Raw genomic sequence first — 22,496 nt, 5'->3', positions numbered from 1 at the left:
CTTTTTTTATATCATTCAATATCAGTTGCTACTTCCCATTGAACCAGACCATCACATAAATTACAATGGCCACAATCAATATGGATATGGCGATATCCTTCCAGTTATAGCTACCCTTGTTCTGCTGTTTTTCTTCTTCAGAAATGGTAGCATAGGTCAAATTCTTTACTTTTTCTGCCGGAGGTGCCGCCGTAGCATAGCTTACCACCAAAATCAAAATAATACAGAAAAGGAAGAACCATGAGGCAAAGCTCAAAAAGTTCATATCTCCCAAAGTGAACCAAAAACTAGTTGGATCCAGGGATTCCTTAACCAACTCCAAAATAATTCGGAGTGCTCCCACTACAAATCCAACAATCAAAGTGACAAATGCACCTTGTGCGTTGATTCTTTTATGGAAGATTCCCAATAAGAATACCGCGGTGATAGGCGGTGCAATGTACGATTGCACACTTTGTAGGTATTCATAAAGCACGCCAGAAATATTGGCCATAATCGGAATCCAGATGATACCGATAATCACAACGATCACGGTAGCAATCTGACCTGTTCTCACCAATTTCTTCTCTGGAGTATTAGGTCGTAACTTTTTATAAATGTCCACCGTAAACAAAGTGGAACATGAGTTGAATACAGAAGCCAAAGAGCTCATCAAGGCCGCCAAAAGACCCGCAGCTACCAATCCCCGTAAGCCGGATGGCAATAAATTACTCATCAAAACGGGAAACGCTTGGTCTGGAGTGTCCCATTCCAACTGACCTCTCATTTTCAAGGTCAAAGCGATAACACCTGGAATCAAAAACAAGAAAACAGGCATCAGCTTCAACAAAGCTCCAAAAATGGTACCTCGTCTTCCTTCCTTAATATTCTTGGCGGTAAGGGCACGTTGCACAATATATTGGTCCGTACACCAATACCAAATCCCGGTAATAGTACTTGCTATCAAAAGCGGTGGCCATGGAAAATCAGGGTCCGAAGCGGAACGCCACATGTTTAAATATTCGGGCGTAACGGTTTGTTTCATACTTTCCCAGCCTCCTACTTCATCCAATCCGATAACGGTAAGGGCAGCTGCTCCAATAATCAATATAATGGCTTGAAGTGTTTCGGTATAGACCACGGCACGCATTCCGCCCAAAATGGTATAGACACCTGTCAATACAACCGTAGCGATGGCACCAGTCCAAAAATCGATTCCCAACAAAGCGGAGACCACAACGCCACCTGCATAAATGGTCACAGAAATTTTCGTGAGCACGTAAGCAACGATGGAAAACACGGATAGAATCCATCGGGAACGGGCATCAAAACGTTTTTCGAGGAATTCAGGCATCGTGAACACTCCTGCCCGCGCATAAAACGGTAAGAATACCCAACCCAAAATCAAGACAACCCAGGCTTGGATTTCATAAATCAACATGGGCAAACGATCACCGGCACCAGCTCCAGCAAGACCCACAACGTGTTCCGACCCAATATTGGAGGCAAAAATAGATGCTCCAACCACGAACCACCCCACGTTTCTGCCCGCAAGGAAATAGTCTTCGGTGTTTTCTTTCTTTTTTCCGATAACCCAAACCGCTATCCCCAAAAGCACTACAAAATAGATGGATATGGTAATCCAATCAAAAGTATCCAATGTCTGCATGGTGGTGTCTTATTTGGTTGAGAATTTAAAACTGGTGTGGGAGGTATAGGTCTCCCCAGGATTCAGTCTTGTTGATGGAAATGCCTCCTGATTTGGAGAATCTGGGTAGTGTTGGGTCTCCAAACAAAGTCCAGAACGGTGTCCATAAGTTCCTCCATTTTTTGAAGTCAAGCTACCGTCCAAGAAATTTCCAGTATAGAATTGTATAGCTGGCTCATCAGTAAAGACTTCCAACAATCTGCCAGTTCCCGGATGATACGCAGAGGCTGCGAAACCAAAATCACCTTCGGTTTCATTCAATACCCAGCAGTGGTCGTAACCCCCGCCTCTTTTAATCTGCTCATTCTCCGCATTGATTTCTTGTCCAACAGCTTTCGGTTCAGTGAAATCAAATGGAGTTCCTGCCACAGGACGAAGTTCACCTGTGGGAATCAATCCTGCATCCACAGGCAGATATGCCGAAGCATTCAAGGTAACCTCATTGTCTAAAATATCTTTCGAAAAATCTCCAGAAAGATTGAAATAGGTATGTTGGGTAAGGTTCACTACGGTGGGTTTGTCCGTTACCGCTTCATATTGAATATCCAATTCATTGTCGCCAGTCAAAGTATAGGTTACTTTTACATCAAGTTTGCCGGGATACCCTTCTTCACCATCGGCACTGGTACAGGTAAGCACTAAAACGGCACCATCATCTGTGCTCTCCGGTTCAGCTTTCCAGACCTTTTTGTCAAACCCTATGACTCCTCCATGCAAATGGTTTGGTCCATTGTTTTTGGCCAAAGTATAGGTTTCGCCATCCAATGAGAACTGGCCATTGGCAATTCGGTTGCCGTAACGTCCAATTAAAGCTCCGAAATAGGGAACATCACCAAAATAAGAGTCCAAATTGTTAAAACCGAGTACCACATCTTCATAATTTCCATCTTTATCTGGTGCAGTCCATCGAGTGATGATACCACCGTAGGTGATAACATCTATTTCCATTCCGTTCTCATTGGTCAATGTATATTTGTCTACTTGTTGACCATCGGGCATTTCACCGAAGGCACTTTTCTCGATATGGTTTTTTTCTGATTTCGTATTCACCATTTCCTGTTCAGATTGGTTTTCTTTTTTAGTTTCCTTACACCCCGAATTAAAGAGGGCTGCAAGAAAAACAAAAAATAGTAAAGAAGCTTTAATTGTCTTCATCCTTTTTAGTTAGTTCAGTTAATTTTAATTTTTGTGCTACATATTATGTTGAAACAAATGGTAATAGGCTTCATTGGCATGAATCTGATCTTTGAAACTTCTAATTCGCGTTTCAGCATCAATTACCAAAAGTTCAATACCAAAAATATCGGCAAAATCTTCCATATATTCTGTGGTCAATGCTTGTGTGTACACCGTATGGTGCGCGCCACCTGCCAAAATCCAAGCCGTGGCGGCCACATCCAAATTGGGTTTTGCATCCCAAAGTACCCTGGCAACAGGCAATTTAGGTAAATCTGCCATAGGTTCAATAGCTTCCACTTCATTTACAATCAAACGGAAACGATTTCCCATGTCCACCAAGGAAGCGTTCAATGCATCTCCAGCTGGTGAGTTGAACACCAAACGTACGGGGTCTTCCTTACCTCCAATTCCTAAAGGGTGAACTTCACAGGAAGGTTTTCCGCTAGCGATGGATGGGCAAATCTCCAACATGTGTGATCCCAATACATAATCCTTTTCCGGGGTGAAGTGGTAGGTGTAGTCCTCCATGAATGAAGTACCTCCTTCCAATCCTTTGGCCATTACTTTCATGGCGCTGACCATGGCAGCAGTCTTCCAATCACCTTCACCTCCAAAACCGTAGCCATCTGCCATTAAACGTTGAACGGCCAAGCCAGGTAATTGACGTAAAACGCCAAGATTTTCAAAGGTATCGGTAAAGGCTTTAAATCCTCCATCTTCCAAAAACGTACGAAGCGCCAATTCTATCTTGGCGGACTCTACCAAAGATTCCCGTTGGACACCTCCTTTTTTAAGGGCATCCGTCAACGTATAGTTTGACTCGTATTCTTCAAGCAATTGGTCAATAGATTTCTGATCTAATGTATCGATGATTTTAGTGATGTCTGAAGAATCATATCCATTCACGGCTACTCCAAAACGCATTTGAGCGGCTACTTTGTCGCCTTCGGTAACGGCCACCTCACGCATGTTGTCCCCAATACGGGCCACTTTCATATTCTGAAGCTCATGGCTACCCAAAGCAACTCGGGACCACACGGCCAGTTTTTGCTGCACGCGCGCATCTTTCCAATGTCCTACCACAACCTTGCGCTTTTTGCGCATACGGGTCATCATAAAACCGAATTCCCGGTCTCCGTGGGCAGATTGGTTCAAGTTCATGAAGTCCATATCAATGGTATCCCATGGAATTTCTGCATTGAACTGGGTGTGAAGATGGCATAACGGTTTACTCAAAACGGTAAGTCCAGCTATCCACATTTTTGATGGGGAGAAGGTGTGCATCCATGCCACAACACCGATACAGTTGACATCATTACTGGCTTCTCTACACACAGCGGTAATTTCATCTGGAGTGGTCACCACGGGTTTAAAAACTAACGAAATGGGCAAATTCCCAGATCCATTTAATCCATCTACAATATTTTTTGAGTTGGTAGCCACTTGTTTCAGTGTTTCAGGGCCATACAAATGTTGGCTTCCTGTTACAAACCAAATCTCCTTTTCAGCTATTTTCATTTATCTACTTATTGATTGGTCATTGACCGTAATAGGCGTTTTTGCCATGCTTACGTTCGTAATGTTTTTTTATTAAAGAGTCTTTTAATCTTGGGGCATTGGGATTTATCTGAAGTGTTAAATAGGCCATCTCTGCCACGGTCTCCAACACTTTAGTGTTGTACACGGCCTTAGCCGCGTTTTTGCCCCAGGCAAAAGGACCGTGGTTCCCTATCAGAACCATTTCCACTTCATTGTAATCCAAGTTTCGGGATGAAAAACAATCCAGAATCTGGATTCCAGTATTATGCTCATAATTGCCTTCTATTAAATCATCGGCCATGGGTGCGGCACATGGGATGTCTTGGGTAAGATGGTCCGCATGTGTGGTTCCAAAAATGGGAATATCCCTTTGGGCCTGCGCCCAAGAAACCGAATACATAGCATGGGTATGGGCAACCCCTCCAATATTTTCCCAGTTTTTATAGAGGTAACTGTGGGTTTTGGTATCGGACGAAGGCCGTAAATCGCCCTCCACAATAACATTATCATAGTCCAAAATCACCATGTCCGATGGTTTCAATTTCTTGTAGGGCACACCACTGGGTTTAATGGCAAAAACACCATTGTCCCTATCTACTGCACTTACATTGCCAAACGTATAGATGACAAGACCTAGGGCATTGAGCTCCATATTGGCCTCGTAACATTCTTCTTTCAGCGACTTATATTTTGACATTTTAAGCTTTTTTGTTTGTTTGTTCTTCTACAAATTGACCGAGTGCTTTGTAGGACTCCATCAATTTGGCATAGGTTTCCACTTGAGAAGCCTGCGGGAAATACTCCGCTTCAAATTCACTGCCCATCACCTTGCTTGCATCAATTACAGATTCATAAACCCCAGCTGCGGTAGCCGCATAAATAGCAGCGCCCAAAGCAGGTGCTTGGTCAGATTCGGCTACTTTGATTGGCATGTTCAACACATTGGCCAAGGTTTGCATGATAAAGGGTGACTTTCGGGCCACACCTCCAATACCGATTACGGATTCAATCTTTACGCCTTCTTCCTCAAATCGGTCTACGATCATTTTAGATCCAAAACAGATGGCATTGACCAGCGCTTTGAAAATATGGGGCGCTTTTGTTCCCAATGAGATTCCGGTGATGGCACTCTTCAACTCTTGGTTGGCATCAGGAGTTCTTCTTCCGTTGACCCAATCCAACGCCATGGGCACCACTTCTGAAAGTGGAATTGCCTCAGCTTGTTCCGCTAAAGTCCGAATTAACTTGGCTTCAACTTCTTCTTGCAATTGTTTCTTCTGCTCATCGGACAAAACGGATGACTTCATCACCAAATGATCCAACGGCCAAGACAAGACATTTTTAAACCACGCCAACACATCCCCAAAAGCGGACTGACCTGCTTCCAATCCCATCAACCCGGGAATTACGGAGCCATCAACCTGTCCACAAATTCCTTTCACGGTTTTATCGCCTACTGCATTGTGGGTAGATACCATGATATCACAAGTGGAAGTACCCATCACCCGAACAAGGGCATGGTGGTCCACTTTGGCCCCCACTGCTCCGGCATGGGCATCAAAGGTTCCTACAGCCAGTACGGTATTGGTGGTAAGTCCCAATTTACTGGCCCATTCTTCATTCAAATGACCTGCAATCTCGTTGGACGTATAGGTTTCATCATACAATTTATCCCGAAGGGATGCCAAATAGGGGTCCAGCTTGGACAAAAACTCTTGGGATGGCAATCCACCCCAGCTTTCATGCCACATAGCTTTATGGCCAGCAGCGCATCTGCTTCTCTTGAATGTTTCTAAGTCTTTGTTGTCGGCCAACAAATAGGTGATGAAATCACAATGTTCCATCCATGTGTGGGTGGCCTCAACAACACTTTTATCTTCTCGGGCCACATGAAGAATCTTGGCCCAGAACCATTCGGAGGAGTAAATACCACCTTCAAATTTGGTATAATCCTCACCGCCCCAGCTTCTGGCCAATTCATTGATCTCATTGGCTTCTTTTACGGCAGTGTGGTCTTTCCATAATACCATCATGGCATTGGGGTTTTCCTCAAATCCTTCGACCAAGGCCAAAGGCGTTCCATCTTTTGTCAAAGGCATGGGCGACGAACCTGTAGTATCTATACAAATTCCCAAAACCGTTTCTGGGTTTACACCACTTTGCGATACCACCGCTTTTATGGTATGTTCCAAACCTTCAATATGATCTAGGGGATGCTGCCTAAACTGGTTGATACCAGGTTTGCAATATTTTTGTTCTTTCCAGCGCGGATACCAAAAGACCTCTGAGGCCAACTCCGCTCCATTTTCCGTATCAATCAAAACCGCTCTAACCGAGTCGGAACCATAATCCAATCCTATTACGTACTTTTTCATTGTGTTGGTTAGTGTCTGGGTATCTTTTTGACCCAAAAAACTTTATTTTACTGTATTTTAATTTTTAAGACATTCATTGAATAGGGTTCAACAGTAACCTCAATTACCTCAGCACTAGCCTCAAAGGTACTTTCTTTTGGGCTTATCAAGTCAGGAGATTCAAATGAGTTTACCGCTTGTAAATTGTTGCTTTGAAGGGTAAGCATTGTTCCTGTCTCACCCAGATTTCCATTATGGGTAGTAAGCTTCAATGCTTGTGGATGTGATTCAGTGTTCGCAATCTTTAGAATGAGCTCACCTGTATTGGCGTCCTTAACGGCACTGGCATACAAGCCATCTTGACCTGTCAAGGATTTTCCGTCTTCCGATATTTCCAACAGATCTGTTCCTGCATTTGTGGCATACACTTTTTGGACTTGATAATTGGCCGTGCCATAGGATTCCAAATTGTTGAACCAAATCATGTCGGGAGTCCATTGCCATGCATCGGCATGTGCCATTAATGGCGCATACGAAGTGAGGTGTACCACTTCGGCATTACGTTCCAATCCCGTCATAAAAGCGGCTTCGGACAGAGCACAATCCCAATTGTTTTCATTATCAGGACTTGCAATGGCCACGCTTTGCGCAGCATATTCACCTGCAAAGACCTTGGGCCCATTTCGGTCATAGCTGTCATATCTTGTTGCATTGTCCCGGAACCATTGTGGAGGACGGTAATAGTGTTCATCCACAATCTCAGCATTCATTTCTTTAAGTTGTTCCCATCCGTATTCAAAATAATCGCCATCAGGGAAAGGGCCACTTCCTGAAACAATGATGATTTCTGGATATTGCTCTTTGAGTGCCTTTTCAAAAATGGCGTAACGTTCAATGTAAGCAGGTCCCCATTGTTCATTTCCTATACCGATGTACTTCATGTTGAAAGGTTCTGGATGCCCCATATCGGCCCTAACCTTACCCCAAGCGGTATTGGTATCGCCATTGGCAAATTCAATAAGATCCAATGCATCTTGTACATAAGGATCTAATTCATCCAATGGCACCAACTCTCCTGTGTTAAACTGGCAAGCAATACCACATCCCAAAATGGGAAGCGGTTCGGCACCCATATCTTCTGATAGTTGGAAATATTCAAAAAATCCCAAACCAAAACTCTGATAGTAATCCGGGGTGGGCCTATGACCGAACTCTGTGTTCCATCGGTTCACCAAAATCTCACGATCTTCCACATCACCCACCGTTTTTTTCCACTGATAGCGTCTGGCCAAGGTTCGGCCTTCCACTATACACCCTCCCGGAAAACGCAGAAATCCAGGGTCCAAATCATCCAATAGCTGGACTAAATCTTTACGGAGTCCTTTTTTTCGTCCCTTCCAAGTGTCTTGGGGGAAAAGCGAAATCATATCCAAATCTATCTCTCCCGTACCTTCGAAAGTGATTTTTACTTTAGCCTTCATTTCTGAAGTGCTTACGGTGAAACTGGATTCATAGGTCTTCCACGAATCACTATCTGGACTGATGGAAGTTTCTCCCAATACCTGATCTAGGGAATCAACCACTTGAAGGTTTATTTTTTGAATATCGCCTGAATGTCTAGCAACGTCTATTGAAAAATCATATTGGGCACCTTCTTTTACCCCCATGCCTCGGAAGCCTTCATTGATCAATACATAACCTTCATCATTGTTGACCGTAACCCGAGCGTAATTATGGTTGTTGGTTTCACCAGCATATTTCACAATATTTAGAATCCCCGATTCGGCATTATAGGAGTGTCTGTCGCTGTTGGGCTCAACCCAGCCTGTTTTTGGCAAGGTAAACTCAAAGGAGCGATTCTTTGTCAATTCTGCGTAAAGACCTCCATCTGCCGCAAAGTTGATGTCCTCAAAGAAAATCCCATACATGGTAGGCTGAATCTTGATTCCGGTTTTGCCTAAATCAACAACTAGGTCACGGTTTGCAACTGTGGAATCTTCAACAGAATCCTTTTTCTCCGTTTTACAGGAGAAAAGCCCTAGGATCAAGGTCAATCCCAAAAAATAATGCTTCATTAAAAGCCTCTTCATTGTTCCTTTATTTACTAGTTGGTTTCTACAGGAAGCCACACCTTCATTTTTCCAATTCCTCTATTGGACCATACAAAATATGGTATAGCGGTTAGGTTATCATTGGAAATGGTACTTACCCCTCCCAACAAATCAGATTCCATTTTTACTTGAAACTGGTCGTTTGATGTTAACTTGATATCATCAAATTTTCCTTTGTTATCAATCTCTTCCACGGCATATACAATGGGTCCATATTCCAAGGACATTTTGCCTTGATCTTCTTCCACCAATGGGTTGGCTATAACTTTTCTAACTTCCATGGGGAATTCCAAATTCACAACATCGCCAGCTTTCCATTCACGGGTAAGGGTGAAATAACCATTTTCTGCAACAGCATCAACAGCTTCTCCGTTAATAGTAATGGAGCTACTTTCATCCACTTGGCTCTCATAATGATACAGATCACTTGGCAAAACCTCGTTTCTTGCCCATCCGGGAACCCTAAACTTCATAGTAAATTCACCAGTTTGAGAAGGATCTACGGTAAGTTTCACTTTTCCATTCCAGGGGTATGAAGTTTCTTGCCCTACTTGAACGGTTTGATCTTTAAGATCAACCGTGGCATCGTTGGCCGCATAAAGGTTTACAAATATGGTATCATCGGTTTTGGAATAGATCAAACCGGGCATGGCGGGAATAAAACGGATAACATTGGTTGGACAGCACGAACAATCGAACCAATCTTTACGTGTACAAGCTCCTTGGTTAAATTTGTAAACTCCATCCGATTCCAAGGCGTTGGGATAGAAAAATTTCTCCCCATCCAATGATAGTCCGGAAATGAGGCCATTATATAAGGTTCTTTCAATGACATCGAAATATTTAACCTCTCCTGTAAGATTGTGCAGTCTATGGTTCCAGTACACATCCCCGATGGAAGCACAGGTCTCGTTATAAGCCGTTAAATTGGGCAACTCGTAGTTTTCACCAAAAGCTTCGCCTTCATGTTTTGCCCCAATACCGCCTGTAACATACATTTTTTTAGTGACCATATTGTCCCACAGGGCATTTACCGCCTTTAGGTAGGCTGTATCTTTTTCAATGGCGGCTATGTCAGTCATCCCGGCATACATATACACTGCACGAACGGCATGGCCCACCACCTCATCTTGCTCTGTTACGGGCAAATGATCTTGGGAATACGGTCCGAAAAGTTCGTGGTTTTCCGAGTCTCCTCTGTGATCCAAGAAGTATTTGGCCAAATCAAAGTATTCTTTCTTGCCGGTCACCTCATACAATTTAATGAGTCCCGTCTCAATAATCTGGTGACCTGGAACGGCTGCAATTTTTCCTTCTCCATCCCCAAAAGTTTCAACCATAAGGTCGGCATTCTTAAGCGCGATGTCCAAGAAATTTTTCTTGCCGGTAGCTTTGTAGTGTACCGCAGCAGCTTCAAACAAGTGACCTGCATTATACAATTCGTGGCTCATGGCCAGATATTCCCATCGTACTCCTTCTTCCACCTTAACCCAAGTTGCTGGTGGTTTGGCCGGATTTATGGTACGCCACGTGGTGAGATAGCCATCTTTTTCCTGCCCCACTTTAATAATGGACACCAAAGAATCCAATAAAGTCTCCAATTGTGGGTTTGGTGCACTAATCAAGGAGTTGGATGCACCTTCAATAATCTTGTAAACATCGGTATCATCAAAAGGCATGGCTCCTTTTGTCTCTCCTTCCATTTGACCCCCAGCAATCAGAAAATTGTCAAATCGACCCTCTTCATTACATTTTTCAATGGCAAATTCAATGGTTTTCTCTTGAACCCTTTCAATAATGGGCAACCAAAATTCATCTTTCAGCTTTACATTTCTAATGTTTATCGCCTCTATGGGGTATCCTTCTTTTACACTTGCCTCTGCAACTTCTTCTTGCTTTGGGGCATCGTTCTTGCACGATCCCATCAGGGCCAAAAGACCCGCCGCTACTAGTAATCCTTTTTTCATTTTACTGTTATTTTCCTTCTAATACGATGAGTGAGTGCGCAGGTACTTGAATGGTGAGCACTCCTTTTCTGAGTTTAAAATCTTTGAATTCATTGGGCACCACCTTCTCTGGATCATTGAATGAATTGTGATCCTGAAGTTTTGCTGATGTAAGTATCTGGGCCTTGATATTTTTGATATCCAGATCGGCTACATTTACTTCTACTGCTTTTTCCGTTTTGGAATCGATGTTGACCAAAGAAATGTGAACCGCACCTTCCGCATCCTTTGATGCTGATACTGATATGGTCGGAAGCCCACGGTATTGGGCATTGTTCTCAATTTTTGAAGTAAGCAATAGTGCATCTTGGTGCACCTTGTACATATTCATGACATGATAAGTGGGCGTCTTGATCATCTTTTCCTTATCGGTAAGGATCACAGCTTGAAGCACATTCACCATCTGGGCCAAATTTGCCATTTTCACCCGTTTTGCATGATTGTTAAAGGTATTGAGCACCGTACCGGCAATCATTACATCTCTTATTGTATTTTGTTGGTAAAGCACTCCGTTCTGCACTTCCGGTTCGGCATCGTACCAACCACCCCATTCGTCAACAAATAGGTCAACATTGCCCTCTGGATCATATTTATCCATGATGGCCACATGCTTGGTAACATACTCTTCCATTTTCAAAGCCTGCTCCATACTTTTAAAGTAAACTTCCTCATCAAAATTGACGGAGGGGCCTTTAGCATCCCAATTAAAAACGGCATAATCATGCAGGGCTACAGCATCCATCATATTATGAGGCACATTTTTCATCAAGGTTTCGGTCCAATGGTAATCATCTTCAGAAGCACCTGATGCAATTCTATACACTCCGCCGGTATTGCTCCAATCCGACATAAAGGTGGCATACTTTCTATAGATATCGGCATAGTACTCTGCGGTCATGTTTCCTCCACAACCCCAGGTTTCATTACCAACGCCCCAGTATTTTACATCCCAAGGTTTTTCTCTTCCGTTTTCACGTCTCCAATCAGCCATTGGGCTTACTCCATCATGGGTGGTGTATTGCATCCAGTCTATCAACTCCTGAACGGTTCCACTTCCCACATTGGCAGACAGATAGGGTTCCGCACCCAAAACTTCACATAGATTCAAGAAATTATGCGTGCCAAAACTGTTGTCTTCCGTTGTGCCTCCCCACCAGCGGTTTACAATGGTAGGACGGTCTTCTTGCGGTCCCACACCATCTTTCCAATGATAGGTATCTGCAAAACAACCTCCAGGCCAACGCAGATTGGGAATGTTCAATTCCTTTAAAGCGGCAATAATATCATTTCGAACCCCTTCCGTATTGGGAATAACGGTATTTTCTTCCCCAACATAGATTCCATCGTAGATACATCGTCCCAAATGTTCGGCAAAATGACCGTAGATATGTTTGCTTATTTGAATGGAATCGGTATGGTTACTGATTTGTACGGTTACCGCCTGCGCAGAAAGCACCGAGGGCAAAACCAGAGTCAAAAAGACCACCGCATATTCTAAAACATGTGCACTAATTTTCATATCGGAAGGTTTAAAAAGCCATGCCAAGACCATGACCACACTATAATTACTAGTTTAAAACTAACTCCAATTAGGTTTTTATCAGTTATTTACCTAAAGTTAAATTTTAAAGTGTATCTTACACACTAGTAAAGAACGTAAAGAATTTTGGATTTTCCAAAGATTAGCGTTAAAAAAGTGTTATGACACCAGCCAGATTATTTTTTGTGTTTACCTTACAAACATTTGTTTAACAGAAATAGATTTAGGATTTTAGTCCTCATGAAAATAATCAACAACCTAGAAGAAGCCGAAGATATAAACATGCAACTCAATTATTACAACAAAGAAGACCAGGTACTTTTGGCTGTTGACTGCATCATTTTTGGCTTTGATAAGGAAAACCTGAAGATACTGCTCATAAAACGAAATTTTGAACCTGAAAAAGGCAAATGGTCCTTAATTGGTGGTTTTTTGAAGAAGAATGAAAACCTTGACCAAGCAGCAGTTCGGGTATTGCACACGCTTACAGGGCTCGGTGATATTTATATGGAGCAGCTGTACACCTTTAGTAAAATAGATCGGGATCCCGGCCAACGAACCATTTCTGTTTCCTATTATGCTCTTATCGATGTTGAATCCCACAAATTTGATGGTATTCAGATTGATTCGGCCCGGTGGTTTGAACTCAACGAGGCCCCCGATTTAATTTTTGACCATAATGAAATGATAAAAAGGGCCATGGCCCGGCTTCGAAGGAGAGCACTTACCAAACCTATTGGGTTTGAATTGCTGCCTGAAAAGTTCACTATGCGGCAGCTTCAAAATCTTTACGAATCCATTTTGGACAAAAAATTGGATAAAAGAAACTTCATCAATAAGATCAATTCATTGGATGTCCTCATAAAACTGGATGAAAAGGATATGACTGTTTCGCGTAAAGGTGCCTACCTCTATGTGTTTGATAAGGAAAAATATAACAAGAAAGTAGAGGAAGACGGGTTTACCTTTAAAATCTAAAAACTTTCTTCCGTTTACATTTTTTATTGCTCTGCAACTACTGTTCCGGTGAGTTTAAATTGGTAAGGCCATTCCTCGTCCGGAGTTTTTTCTGCACTATCGCTGTTTCTTCGTCGCATCGGCCTTGACCAGTGCTCAGTTGGTGCACCACTCACCACCAACCATAAATATTCGGTATTGGATGGCACCTCAAAACTTGCCTTGCCCTCATTTTCCATAAAAATATCACTGTACACCCTTTCCCCATTGTTCAAAAAGGCTACAAAACCGTAGCGCCATCCTGCTTTGTCCACTTGCACCTTTTCAAAAGCATCATCTCCAGCAATTCCTTTAAAATCCAACTCCACTTTGGTTCCTGCCTCTGGCACTTCCAATTTAATGCCATTGTATCCGTAATTTTGAGGAGTGTTGATGGCATCGATTTGGTACCAGCCATTTTGCAACTGGTTTACCTTGGTGTAGTGCATATTCGCATAAGGGTTGGCAACGGAATCCACCCGTTCCAAATCCCAAGTGACGAACCTTCGTGAAGCATCGAACATTTCATCATTGAATTCTTCTTGTGACAAATTGTTCAATCGCTTGTAAGTCATTATGGGGTCTTCTCCCTCTTGAGTGTTTCGCATAAGTTTCCCAAAGAATTTTTTTCCGTGTTTTTCCGACCAATATTCAATCACATAAGGTGAATGGTACATATTTGTTGGATGCAAAAATCCATAGTGCGTACCTTTTAGATAATCTACCAAATGATAATTTTCAAACGTCATCCAATCCGGGTACACTTGCCATAGCATATATTGGGCAGACATCTCCATGATAGGGCCACGAGGTCCATTTCCCGTATCCGCTTTGCTTAAATATTGAAAGCTGTGCCCCAATTCATGAGCCAAAACCCCATAAGGTTCTTTATTCACACGAACAGCAGGAGTCCAAAAAATACCGATTTTGTCTTCAGCGCCACCACCAAAGGCCGTTTGTTGATCAGCTTGAATAACATAGACCAATACTTTGTATTTATCCGTGTAGGAACTGTCCTTTTTCACCAATGTTAAATCGTTCACAAAAATGTCATACGTCCGCTCCGACTCTACCAACATTCGTTCTGGATTGAACCGCAACGTAGAATCCTGATTGGCCATGGGGTCTTTTCCATAGTCTTTATGCCAAAAAATGGCAATGTTATCCCCCTCTACCATACGATCATAACTAAAGTCACTGTTGGGGTCATCATAATCATTGCCTTCTGGAACTCGGTATATCTCAGCAGGGATATAGCGTTCTTTAGGGATACTTGGAGCTTCTTCCTCTTTTTTCTTGGCATTGCAAGAAATCATCAATGCTACCAAAAGGGCCATTACGACTTGAAGTGTGGTTCTAAGGTTTATCATGTATCCAAGCATAGGGTTGATTAACAATTATAGGGTTATGGTCACACCTTTTTTAGACAACTCAATCTTGTAAGCACCTCTAACCTCTTCATAAGGCAAATTGATATTTTCTGCCTCAACTCTTAAAAAAGCGTTTGGGGTATACTCATCTTTTCCACCCAAGGTAATTTCAATTTTATCAGTCTTGGTGTTGTAGCTCACCGTATCAAAAGTTCCGGCGTCCAAAGTCAACCACATTTTTTTGGGCGCAATGTAAACCCTGGATTTTGAAGCGGTGGTAATATCCACTTCCACAACATCTCCCTTTTGAGTAAGATTTCCGCCAAAGGCCAACCATCCCAAATCTTCATCTTGAGTGATATAGGTCGCCGAATTCACCGCATAACCATAAAAACCAGAGCCATAATCGCCTGTGATACCATCTATTTCCAAAGTTGATGGGAAGGAGTGAAAGGCCGCTGGGCCAAAACCATCTTGGGTGATGTTGGAGATTCCACCCAAAAGGCCTCCATAACCAACCTTCAATAGATATAGGTCATCTGGGTTTTTCCTAAAATGCTTTAACACGGGAATCGCATTCAGAGAAGAGCCGTAGTGATGGATTTGGCGTTCCACTCTGGAGGTTTCACCTGCTTTTCCGCCATATAGGAAATCCCAATAACGTCGAGCATTCCCATTGTATGCCCAGTGAGGCATGGTGGGCATGTAGGCCAAAATAGCACTCAAAGTGACCCAAGCTTTTCGGTCGTATCCGAAATAATCAGACCACATATACACTTCTTCCTGACCCGTGGAATCCCATGGCATTTCACTACCAAAAGGATAATCCAATGCTCTCCAATGATTGGCACGTTCCTTCATTCGTTCCTCCAAATCGGTGGCTATTTCAGCAAAATCCTCATTTTTAAGATCTTCCAAAATCAATAGGAACACAGAGCCTTCCATTTGCCCAAATTGGGCATAATAGGGCGCTTTTTCCACCATGGCCACACTGGTATGGTAGGCGTTTTCCAAATACCATTGCCATGACCTATTGTCCACTAGCCCATCATGATATCGGGCCAAACGGTATAGCACCCAATAGGCTGCCGCTACGTGGGGATAATTGTATGACCTACCTGGATCATTCGCATGTTTGTGATCCCAAGCTGCCCAAGTTCCATAATTGATATCATCGCTATAGGTGCCTTTGGGCAAGGAATCCGGTTCGTAGTAATGAAGACTCTTTTTTACCCCATACTTTAGAGGCCCTTCATTATACTGAATTCCACCCCACAAGGTGTTGTCCACAAACTTTTGGAGTTTCACGATTTCCTCGCGATCAGGCTGCACCAGTTGTTTCATCACAGCGGCCAACCAACTACCGGCTCCCCCTTCATCACTCAAGCCACTGATCCATACCCGACTGTCCTGAACTACCTGTTCTTTTTTGTCGTAATCATAGGTTATGGATGATGGATTTCTTCCGAAAGGATCATTGGGGTCATCAAACCATTGTTCGTTGGTTAAAAAACTACCAAAATCTGCGATCACTTCTTCTTCAGGTTTAATAACCTTGTAGTTAACGGTCTGCTTTAGCCCATCCGAATAGGTGATGGTAACCCGAGCTCTCCCCCATTTTTTTCCGGAGATTTTATATTTTTTTAATCCTGAAGCCGTAGTTCCCTCTTCTTTAATCTCTAAAGCACCTTTTGGCTCCACGGTTATGGAACTCACTGTATTCTTGTAGTTGAGGAACAACTGGGCATTCACATCCTGGGGCACCACATAACCGGGAACTCCGGTTGCCACAGGGCGCTCCTCTTTCAGCAAAGTTTCCTGAATGTCCTTTATCCCTTCGGACAAAACCAACTTTAATGCAAAATTCTTGGTTTCGTTGGGTTGTAGCACCAAAGAGGTCGGCGTGTTCCACTGCTCCACACCTTTCCATTCGTTGTCAGCGTAGGCTTTGCTATGGACCATCCACTCATGGAAGCCTTCAAAAACAATACTTCTTCTGGTAAGATCATCCAAAAGTGGTCGATAGGCTTCAAAAGACATATTTTCCTTTGGAAGCACCAATAATGCCGGTCCTCTTCCGCTAAGACGCTTCACCTCCAAATAACCAGCATCTTTTCCAATGTAAGGATCAAAAAATACGTTTTGGGCATGGGTCTCGGTCAAAGATTTTCCTTCCAAAATATTGTTGAAGATCATAGGAATTCCCAAAGCGCCAATTTCAACAGGAGTGCTTTGCGTATTGGTTATTTCAAATCGCATCACCAACTGGTCATTATCCAATTCATAATAGCGTTTCACGGATACCGGAATGTCTTTGGGCAATGTATTGGCCAAATCAGCGGCGGCCAAAACGGTACCACTCACTTCCAATGGTGTTACTACTGCCCTAGTGGTTGCGGTGGAGAAATTCATCCAATTGCCGTTGGCGTCCTTTATTCTAAGGTTGATGTCACCCAAGTGATAGAGACTATCTTTGTCTCGAAGCTCCAATCGGTCCCCAGGCGTAAAATCAAAATTTAGTGCCTTAATAGGACGAAGTGCTGCCACCGTTTGTGATGCCTTTACCAATTTTAATTGAAAATCAGGCGTATTGAATTTTTGATACACTTCTGCAATACCCAAAGTGGGCTCCCGTTGCTCAATTCGTCCCCAATATCCTTGGGCTTCCATTCTAAAAATGGTGCCAAAAAACAATACCATTCCTATGTATACCAGTCTATTCTTCATTTATTGTCTATTAGTTTCATTATATGCCATTGCCCTATTCCCATAAGGAGTCATCATCGCATGTGCTTCCCGTCCATTATTCAATACGGAGCCCCCTTTTCTGTTGATAATCGAATTACCTCATTATTGTCCTTACAACTTAGGCTTAAGAAAATCAGCAAAAAATATGGGGGCAAATGACCGCATTGACATTGATTGGGTTGGTTAATTAAAGGCTGTGGAAAACTTCCACTTGGTTTTATAGTTCTTGTTCAGTGGCAAATCTTGAAGTAAAGCCCTCAATAATTCCACTGGTATTCTTCCTTCATGCATTACCCTATCATGAAATTGCTTTTCGGTCCATCCTTTCTCCAGCATTTCATTTCGTAGAGCATAAAACTGCAATCCTCCCATCATGTAGGCCAATTGGTACAATGGGGGGTAACGGGTGGTAAAGGAACGCCTTACTTCGGCTTCGGCATTGGCATATTCGTGGCCCACTTCGTCTACCAAAAGATCTATGCATTCCTGAGGCGTCATTTCCCCCAAATGGAACTTCAATGAAAAGATGATTCGGGCACATCGATGGATTCTCCAAAACAACATTCCCATCTTTTGCTCGGGGGTTACTGGAAAATCCTTGTTCCATAAAATAATCTCCCAGTACAGTGCCCAACCTTCACCCCAAAATGGTGTGGAAAAAGCACTACGATAGTTTTTATGACGGCTAGTCATAAAGAATTGCAGGTTGTGCCCGGGCAACAATTCGTGCTGAACGGTTGGAAATGAAAAGTTGGGATTGTTCCCGCGCATGCTCATCAATTTGTCGTCATGTGCCATCCCATCCGTAGGATAAGAAATACTGATATTTCTGCCACCCGTAAAAAATGGGTTCACTTTTTGGCGCTCCGGTGTCATCATGATCATGCCCCACGTTTCTTTGGCCAAATCTGGCAAGGTGATAAGATCCCTATCCTCAATAAACTTTACAGAATGATCGTACAAATCCAAAATAGCCTGTGGTTGTTCTCCCGCAGGAACATAGGTATTTTTGGTATGCTCCAATGCTTTCCTCCAATCGTCGCCATATCCCATTTCACGGGATGCCTTGATCATTTCATTCTTGCACCAAGCAAATTGTTCTTCCGCTGCCTTAATCAAATCGGCCGGGGTGTACGGAATAAACTCCATGGCCAAACTTTCATTGAGAGCGGCTTCACCAATGGGCTTACCAATAATCCCGCTGCCGTCGTCCTTAACACTGGTCTGGGAATAGTTGTTTTTTAGGAACTCGGCATACCCAGTTAGTTTTTCGTTTAATGCCATATATGGTTTTTCGGCCCACCAGGTAAAATCAGGGTCGTAACTGTAATAAAAATTATACGCCTCTTCCAATCCTTTTTGAAAGGATGTGATGACATTGGAAGCCTTATCTGCGGTTTGCCAATCTTTGAAAGGTTTGGATTTTCTGGATTCCATTTCCGCATCAATGGCCATGGTCGCGTTGTTCAAGTCTTGCGCCACCTGTTTTGCATCCGGTTTTTTACCTCTTCTTCGTTCCTTGATAAATGGAAAGAGTTCCTTGCTAAAGTTGGCCACATCAGCCACCTCTTTGAATGCAGTATAACTTTGATTCAAAAAATAGGCTTCTTCAGTAACTTTATTCTTTAGAAGAATATAGTCTACTTTCTCTTGTTGGGAGAGTGTATTAAAATCCAGGGCTCCAATCTTCTTTTCCCAATTTTCGTAAAAATCGGTAAAGCGTTGGTAATACTCCTCCGATTCATCAATGATGTAGGTACGGTCTAAAGCTTGGGTGTCCGCCCTAAACTCATCTACCAAATCGGCCAGTTTGCTGGTTTGTGCCGTGGCCAAAGTGGTAATCAAAAAAGCCAACATCAGCCCTGTTTTTTTAATCTTCATACAGTTTTGTTTTAGGTGGTTCGGTTATTCCAAGGTAACATCCAGGTACACAGAATGACGTCCATACGTTTCATAGAAGGGCTTAAACGCTACCCCATCTATGTTGAATTCCAATGTTTTTGGGTCTCCTTTTATGTTTTTACCGATGTCCTTAGCATCAAAAGTTACTTTACGCCAATCGTCCCTTGGTTCTGGCTCTTGGGCCACCAACAACACAGGTCCGTAGAAAAGGCTGGCTATATTCTGCTGATCCATAACAGGATCCAAATGAAATTCAAATGGCATTTGTATATCCACAATATCGCCATCCTTCCATTTTCGGGACAAGGTTAGATAGGAACCAGGAGTTGCATTGACTTTTTCGGTTTTGCCATTGATTTTCACGAAAAAACCTTTGGTTGCCCATTGCGGTACACGCACCTTCAAGTCAAATTTTCCTTTACCTTTTATGCTCAATTGGGTATTATCTTCTTTTGGGAAAGCTGTTTTTTGCTCAACAGTGATGTTTTTCTCGGTCCATTTTAATGTGGAAGGAATATAAAGATTCACATACAATGCGTTTTCATCCTGACTTTTGAAATAGATTGAATTCTGAAGCTTGGTACTACTTTCCAAAGCGGTACCATTACAACAGGTAAATCCGGTCATGTTTGAATTGCCAAAACGCTTCACGGAACCGGGACGCAATGGAACGTGATAGGTATTGGCCGGACTATCTTCTGCCACGGAAGCAAGGATGTGGTTGTACAATCCGCGCTCGTAATAATCCATCAATTCTGCACGCTGATCAAATAGAAATAGATTTCGGCTCAATTTCAGCATATTATAGGTAGCACAGGTTTCATTTTGGCCGCCTGCGGAAAAACCGTTTTCGTACAAAGTTGCTGGCTGACCAATAAAACATTCAGCGTTTGTAGGGTTACGGGCTCCAGCCACTCCCCCAATGCTATACATGTAATCATTTTTGGCCTTGTACCAAAAGTTATCGGCCACATGAAAGTATTCTGGTGCATTGGAATCGCGATAGATTTCCAAGGCTCCCATGATCTGTGGAATATGCTGATTGGCATGAAGACCACGGAAAGTATCCACATTTTTCGCCAATCCATGAGAATGCTCTGCATCTCCAAAGAACATTTTAATATTATCGAACAATTGGGCTACTTCAAGATATTGGTGGTCGTTCGTCATTCTGTACAAACGTGCCATGGCCTCGTTCATACCGCCAAACTCGCCTGCAATATAGGTATTCCACATACTGATGAGGGTATCAGTAGGTACTTGGCTCAATCGAGCATGCACCCAAGTTCCCATGTCTTTGGCAATATCCAAGGCTTTTTCGTTACCACTTACGTCATAAATATCCATCAACCCTGCCAAAATTTTGTGCAAGGTGTAGTAAGGTGCCCAAACTTGGGTGGGTTGACCTCCATACGAAGCACCATTTTCCAACATGATGAATTGATCGGGTGGATAGGCACTGATGAACCCTTCACCCCAGTTCCAGTAATCCGTGCGGATACCATCTTCACTTAAATTTGAATCATACCCTTCTTTACCTGGACCTGGGGGAACAGCGGTTGGGTCGGACACATGAGGTCCTCCAACTTCTTGCGGTTTTCCTGCCATTTGGGATAAATCATACAGTACATCCACCATATAATTCATTTTCTCAGCAAAATTCGACTGTAAAGCTGCATCATAATCGGTACTGGCGTAGGCTTGGGCAATGGCAGTCAAATAATGCCCAGTGGCATGGCCACGCAGTTTGGTCTCTTGACTATCCCAGCCACGCAATGGAGTGGCATCTGCCGGTTGTTCTTGTCCAAACGCATTTCGGAACATGTACAAGAACGAATCAGGGTCTGTCTCCGCCAAAGTATTGATGAACTTATCCCGGTTTTCAATGAATTTTGTTTGATGCCCGTGACCATCAGAATTTAAGGATACCTGATTAAGTTCAAAACCTTCCAAGGTACGACTAGGGGTTGAAGCCGCTAGCGCTGCTTTTACGGTCACCGTTGCTTTAGGTTTTAAATCCGTTCCAGAAATACTTCCGGTTATGGTATACTTGCCCGGCTGACTTACTTGCGAATTGTCAATAGGTGCTGGCCAAAGCACACGCACTTCCTTGGGTCCCTTTACACCATTTCCGTAAGTCCCTTGCACAAAACGGGGTAATCTTGGTAAAAAACCAACTACAGTTTCTACCTGTACTTCAGATACTGCAGTCAGGTATTCATTATACAACTGAGGTGTTTCTGGGGCAAATTGGGGAAGATTGACTTCTTCTTTTCTTTCATCGTCATCTCCATTTCCTCTAAACGACCCACGAAGGATTCGAACCACTTGCCCTTCACTCAAAGGAATTCTGTAGATTCTGAAATCATGCAATTTAGCGGTCAGGTAAGGGTCATTGCTCCCTAATGACTTTCCAATGTAGAGTTTATTATTGTCCCCATTTTCAAAATCGAAAACCTGCTCCAAAATCAGTTCCACATCTGTTGCTTCACCAGCTTTTCTTCCATTGACATAGGTATTCACCGTTTTGGAAGGAATATTGATGACAACGGCCAAATGGTTCCACCTACCGGTTTCCAAGGCTGAGGAACTGGTGTTGTATGCATCTCCTTTGGTTGAAGAAAGTTCAACTTGTACGCCCTTTTTGTCTTGGGTTCCGGTAGGGGCAATTGTAAAGTGGGATTTGGTACTGGTTCCAAAATCAAAAAGTCGCGCGCCAGGTTGTGGCGATTCAATATGCACCCACCCTGTAATACTGATGGATTCCTCATTGGTCACCGCTTCACCGGGAATCGTAATGAACGCTTCCTTGTCCTTAGGCAGGGAAAGTACTTTGTTAAAGTATTCGTCATCCACAAAAATGGGTTCTGAACCTTCAAGGGTAGCGTGCAAGTTATTTCTTGACCAATCTTTAGTGTCACCATCAAAAACATACCTGGCGATCAATCCTGTTTCACCAATACCGTCCAATATCTGATCGCCTTCCTGTGCCATTACGCTGGTCGTGCCCAAAGCACAAAAAACCAATACTACACCAACGAACAACTTATTTAATCTCATAATT

At 43.0% G+C, this 22,496-nt stretch carries 13 protein-coding genes; 1 reads left to right on the top strand and 12 read right to left on the bottom strand.

Annotated elements, in window-relative coordinates:
* Window positions 1–28: 28 nt before the first annotated feature.
* From J0X14_RS05905 to J0X14_RS05870, 8 genes are read right to left on the bottom strand one after another with little or no spacing between them, the layout of a single operon-like run.
* On the bottom strand, window positions 29–1,648 hold the full coding sequence (locus tag J0X14_RS05905; RefSeq protein ID WP_207096848.1) for a sodium:solute symporter: 1,620 nt from the start codon (window positions 1,646–1,648) through the stop codon (window positions 29–31).
* A 9-nt stretch (window positions 1,649–1,657) separates the two neighbouring features.
* Window positions 1,658–2,842, bottom strand: coding sequence for an aldose epimerase family protein (locus J0X14_RS05900; RefSeq protein WP_207096847.1), 1,185 nt, complete (start codon window positions 2,840–2,842; stop codon window positions 1,658–1,660).
* Window positions 2,843–2,878: 36 nt separating this feature from the next.
* Window positions 2,879–4,384, bottom strand: coding sequence for an L-arabinose isomerase (araA, locus tag J0X14_RS05895; RefSeq protein WP_207096846.1), 1,506 nt, complete (start codon window positions 4,382–4,384; stop codon window positions 2,879–2,881).
* 19 nt (window positions 4,385–4,403) lie between these two features.
* Window positions 4,404–5,102, bottom strand: a complete 699-nt coding sequence (locus J0X14_RS05890; RefSeq protein WP_207096845.1) for an L-ribulose-5-phosphate 4-epimerase — start codon at window positions 5,100–5,102, stop codon at window positions 4,404–4,406.
* 1 nt (window position 5,103) lies between these two features.
* On the bottom strand, window positions 5,104–6,780 hold the full coding sequence (locus tag J0X14_RS05885; protein WP_207096844.1) for a ribulokinase: 1,677 nt from the start codon (window positions 6,778–6,780) through the stop codon (window positions 5,104–5,106).
* A gap of 47 nt (window positions 6,781–6,827) precedes the next feature.
* Window positions 6,828–8,849 (bottom strand): alpha-L-arabinofuranosidase C-terminal domain-containing protein, encoded by a 2,022-nt coding sequence (locus J0X14_RS05880; RefSeq protein ID WP_242527936.1) that lies wholly within the window; start codon window positions 8,847–8,849, stop codon window positions 6,828–6,830.
* Between the two features lie 14 nt (window positions 8,850–8,863).
* Window positions 8,864–10,837, bottom strand: a complete 1,974-nt coding sequence (locus tag J0X14_RS05875) for a glycoside hydrolase family 127 protein (protein ID WP_207096843.1) — start codon at window positions 10,835–10,837, stop codon at window positions 8,864–8,866.
* A gap of 7 nt (window positions 10,838–10,844) precedes the next feature.
* Window positions 10,845–12,395 (bottom strand): alpha-N-arabinofuranosidase, encoded by a 1,551-nt coding sequence (locus J0X14_RS05870; protein WP_207096842.1) that lies wholly within the window; start codon window positions 12,393–12,395, stop codon window positions 10,845–10,847.
* A 261-nt stretch (window positions 12,396–12,656) separates the two neighbouring features.
* Between J0X14_RS05870 and J0X14_RS05865 the strand changes: the two genes are divergently transcribed.
* The gene (locus J0X14_RS05865; protein ID WP_242527935.1) at window positions 12,657–13,394 is read left to right on the top strand and encodes an NUDIX hydrolase; all 738 of its coding nucleotides are present in this window, start codon (window positions 12,657–12,659) and stop codon (window positions 13,392–13,394) included.
* A 23-nt stretch (window positions 13,395–13,417) separates the two neighbouring features.
* Here J0X14_RS05865 and J0X14_RS05860 read toward each other — a convergent pair whose 3' ends face one another.
* From J0X14_RS05860 to J0X14_RS05845, 4 genes are all read right to left on the bottom strand, one after another.
* Window positions 13,418–14,782, bottom strand: a complete 1,365-nt coding sequence (locus tag J0X14_RS05860) for a DUF6055 domain-containing protein (RefSeq protein ID WP_207096841.1) — start codon at window positions 14,780–14,782, stop codon at window positions 13,418–13,420.
* A 27-nt stretch (window positions 14,783–14,809) separates the two neighbouring features.
* A complete protein-coding gene (locus tag J0X14_RS05855; protein WP_242527934.1) occupies window positions 14,810–17,509 on the bottom strand; it encodes a DUF5695 domain-containing protein in 2,700 nt (899 codons plus the stop codon).
* A 204-nt stretch (window positions 17,510–17,713) separates the two neighbouring features.
* Complete coding sequence (locus J0X14_RS05850) at window positions 17,714–19,411, bottom strand: DUF885 family protein (protein ID WP_207096840.1); 1,698 nt, start codon at window positions 19,409–19,411, stop codon at window positions 17,714–17,716.
* Between the two features lie 24 nt (window positions 19,412–19,435).
* A complete protein-coding gene (locus J0X14_RS05845; RefSeq protein ID WP_207096839.1) occupies window positions 19,436–22,492 on the bottom strand; it encodes a beta-L-arabinofuranosidase domain-containing protein in 3,057 nt (1,018 codons plus the stop codon).
* Window positions 22,493–22,496 lie beyond the last annotated feature (4 nt).

It is taken from the genome of Allomuricauda sp. CAU 1633 (assembly GCF_017313225.1).
Taxonomy (GTDB): Bacteria; Bacteroidota; Bacteroidia; order Flavobacteriales; family Flavobacteriaceae; genus Flagellimonas.
This window is presented reverse-complemented; position numbering and strand designations above follow the sequence as displayed.

Coding starts and splice junctions, on each gene's coding strand:
- J0X14_RS05890 (WP_207096845.1), bottom strand. CDS start 5,102: ATGTCAAAATATAAGTCGCTGAAAGAAGAATGTTACGAGGCCAATATG.
- J0X14_RS05880 (WP_242527936.1), bottom strand. CDS start 8,849: ATGAAGAGGCTTTTAATGAAGCATTATTTTTTGGGATTGACCTTGATC.
- J0X14_RS05855 (WP_242527934.1), bottom strand. CDS start 17,509: ATGAAGAATAGACTGGTATACATAGGAATGGTATTGTTTTTTGGCACC.
- araA (WP_207096846.1), bottom strand. CDS start 4,384: ATGAAAATAGCTGAAAAGGAGATTTGGTTTGTAACAGGAAGCCAACAT.
- J0X14_RS05860 (WP_207096841.1), bottom strand. CDS start 14,782: ATGATAAACCTTAGAACCACACTTCAAGTCGTAATGGCCCTTTTGGTA.
- J0X14_RS05850 (WP_207096840.1), bottom strand. CDS start 19,411: ATGAAGATTAAAAAAACAGGGCTGATGTTGGCTTTTTTGATTACCACT.
- J0X14_RS05865 (WP_242527935.1), top strand. CDS start 12,657: ATGAAAATAATCAACAACCTAGAAGAAGCCGAAGATATAAACATGCAA.
- J0X14_RS05900 (WP_207096847.1), bottom strand. CDS start 2,842: ATGAAGACAATTAAAGCTTCTTTACTATTTTTTGTTTTTCTTGCAGCC.
- J0X14_RS05885 (WP_207096844.1), bottom strand. CDS start 6,780: ATGAAAAAGTACGTAATAGGATTGGATTATGGTTCCGACTCGGTTAGA.
- J0X14_RS05870 (WP_207096842.1), bottom strand. CDS start 12,395: ATGAAAATTAGTGCACATGTTTTAGAATATGCGGTGGTCTTTTTGACT.
- J0X14_RS05845 (WP_207096839.1), bottom strand. CDS start 22,492: ATGAGATTAAATAAGTTGTTCGTTGGTGTAGTATTGGTTTTTTGTGCT.
- J0X14_RS05875 (WP_207096843.1), bottom strand. CDS start 10,837: ATGAAAAAAGGATTACTAGTAGCGGCGGGTCTTTTGGCCCTGATGGGA.
- J0X14_RS05905 (WP_207096848.1), bottom strand. CDS start 1,648: ATGCAGACATTGGATACTTTTGATTGGATTACCATATCCATCTATTTT.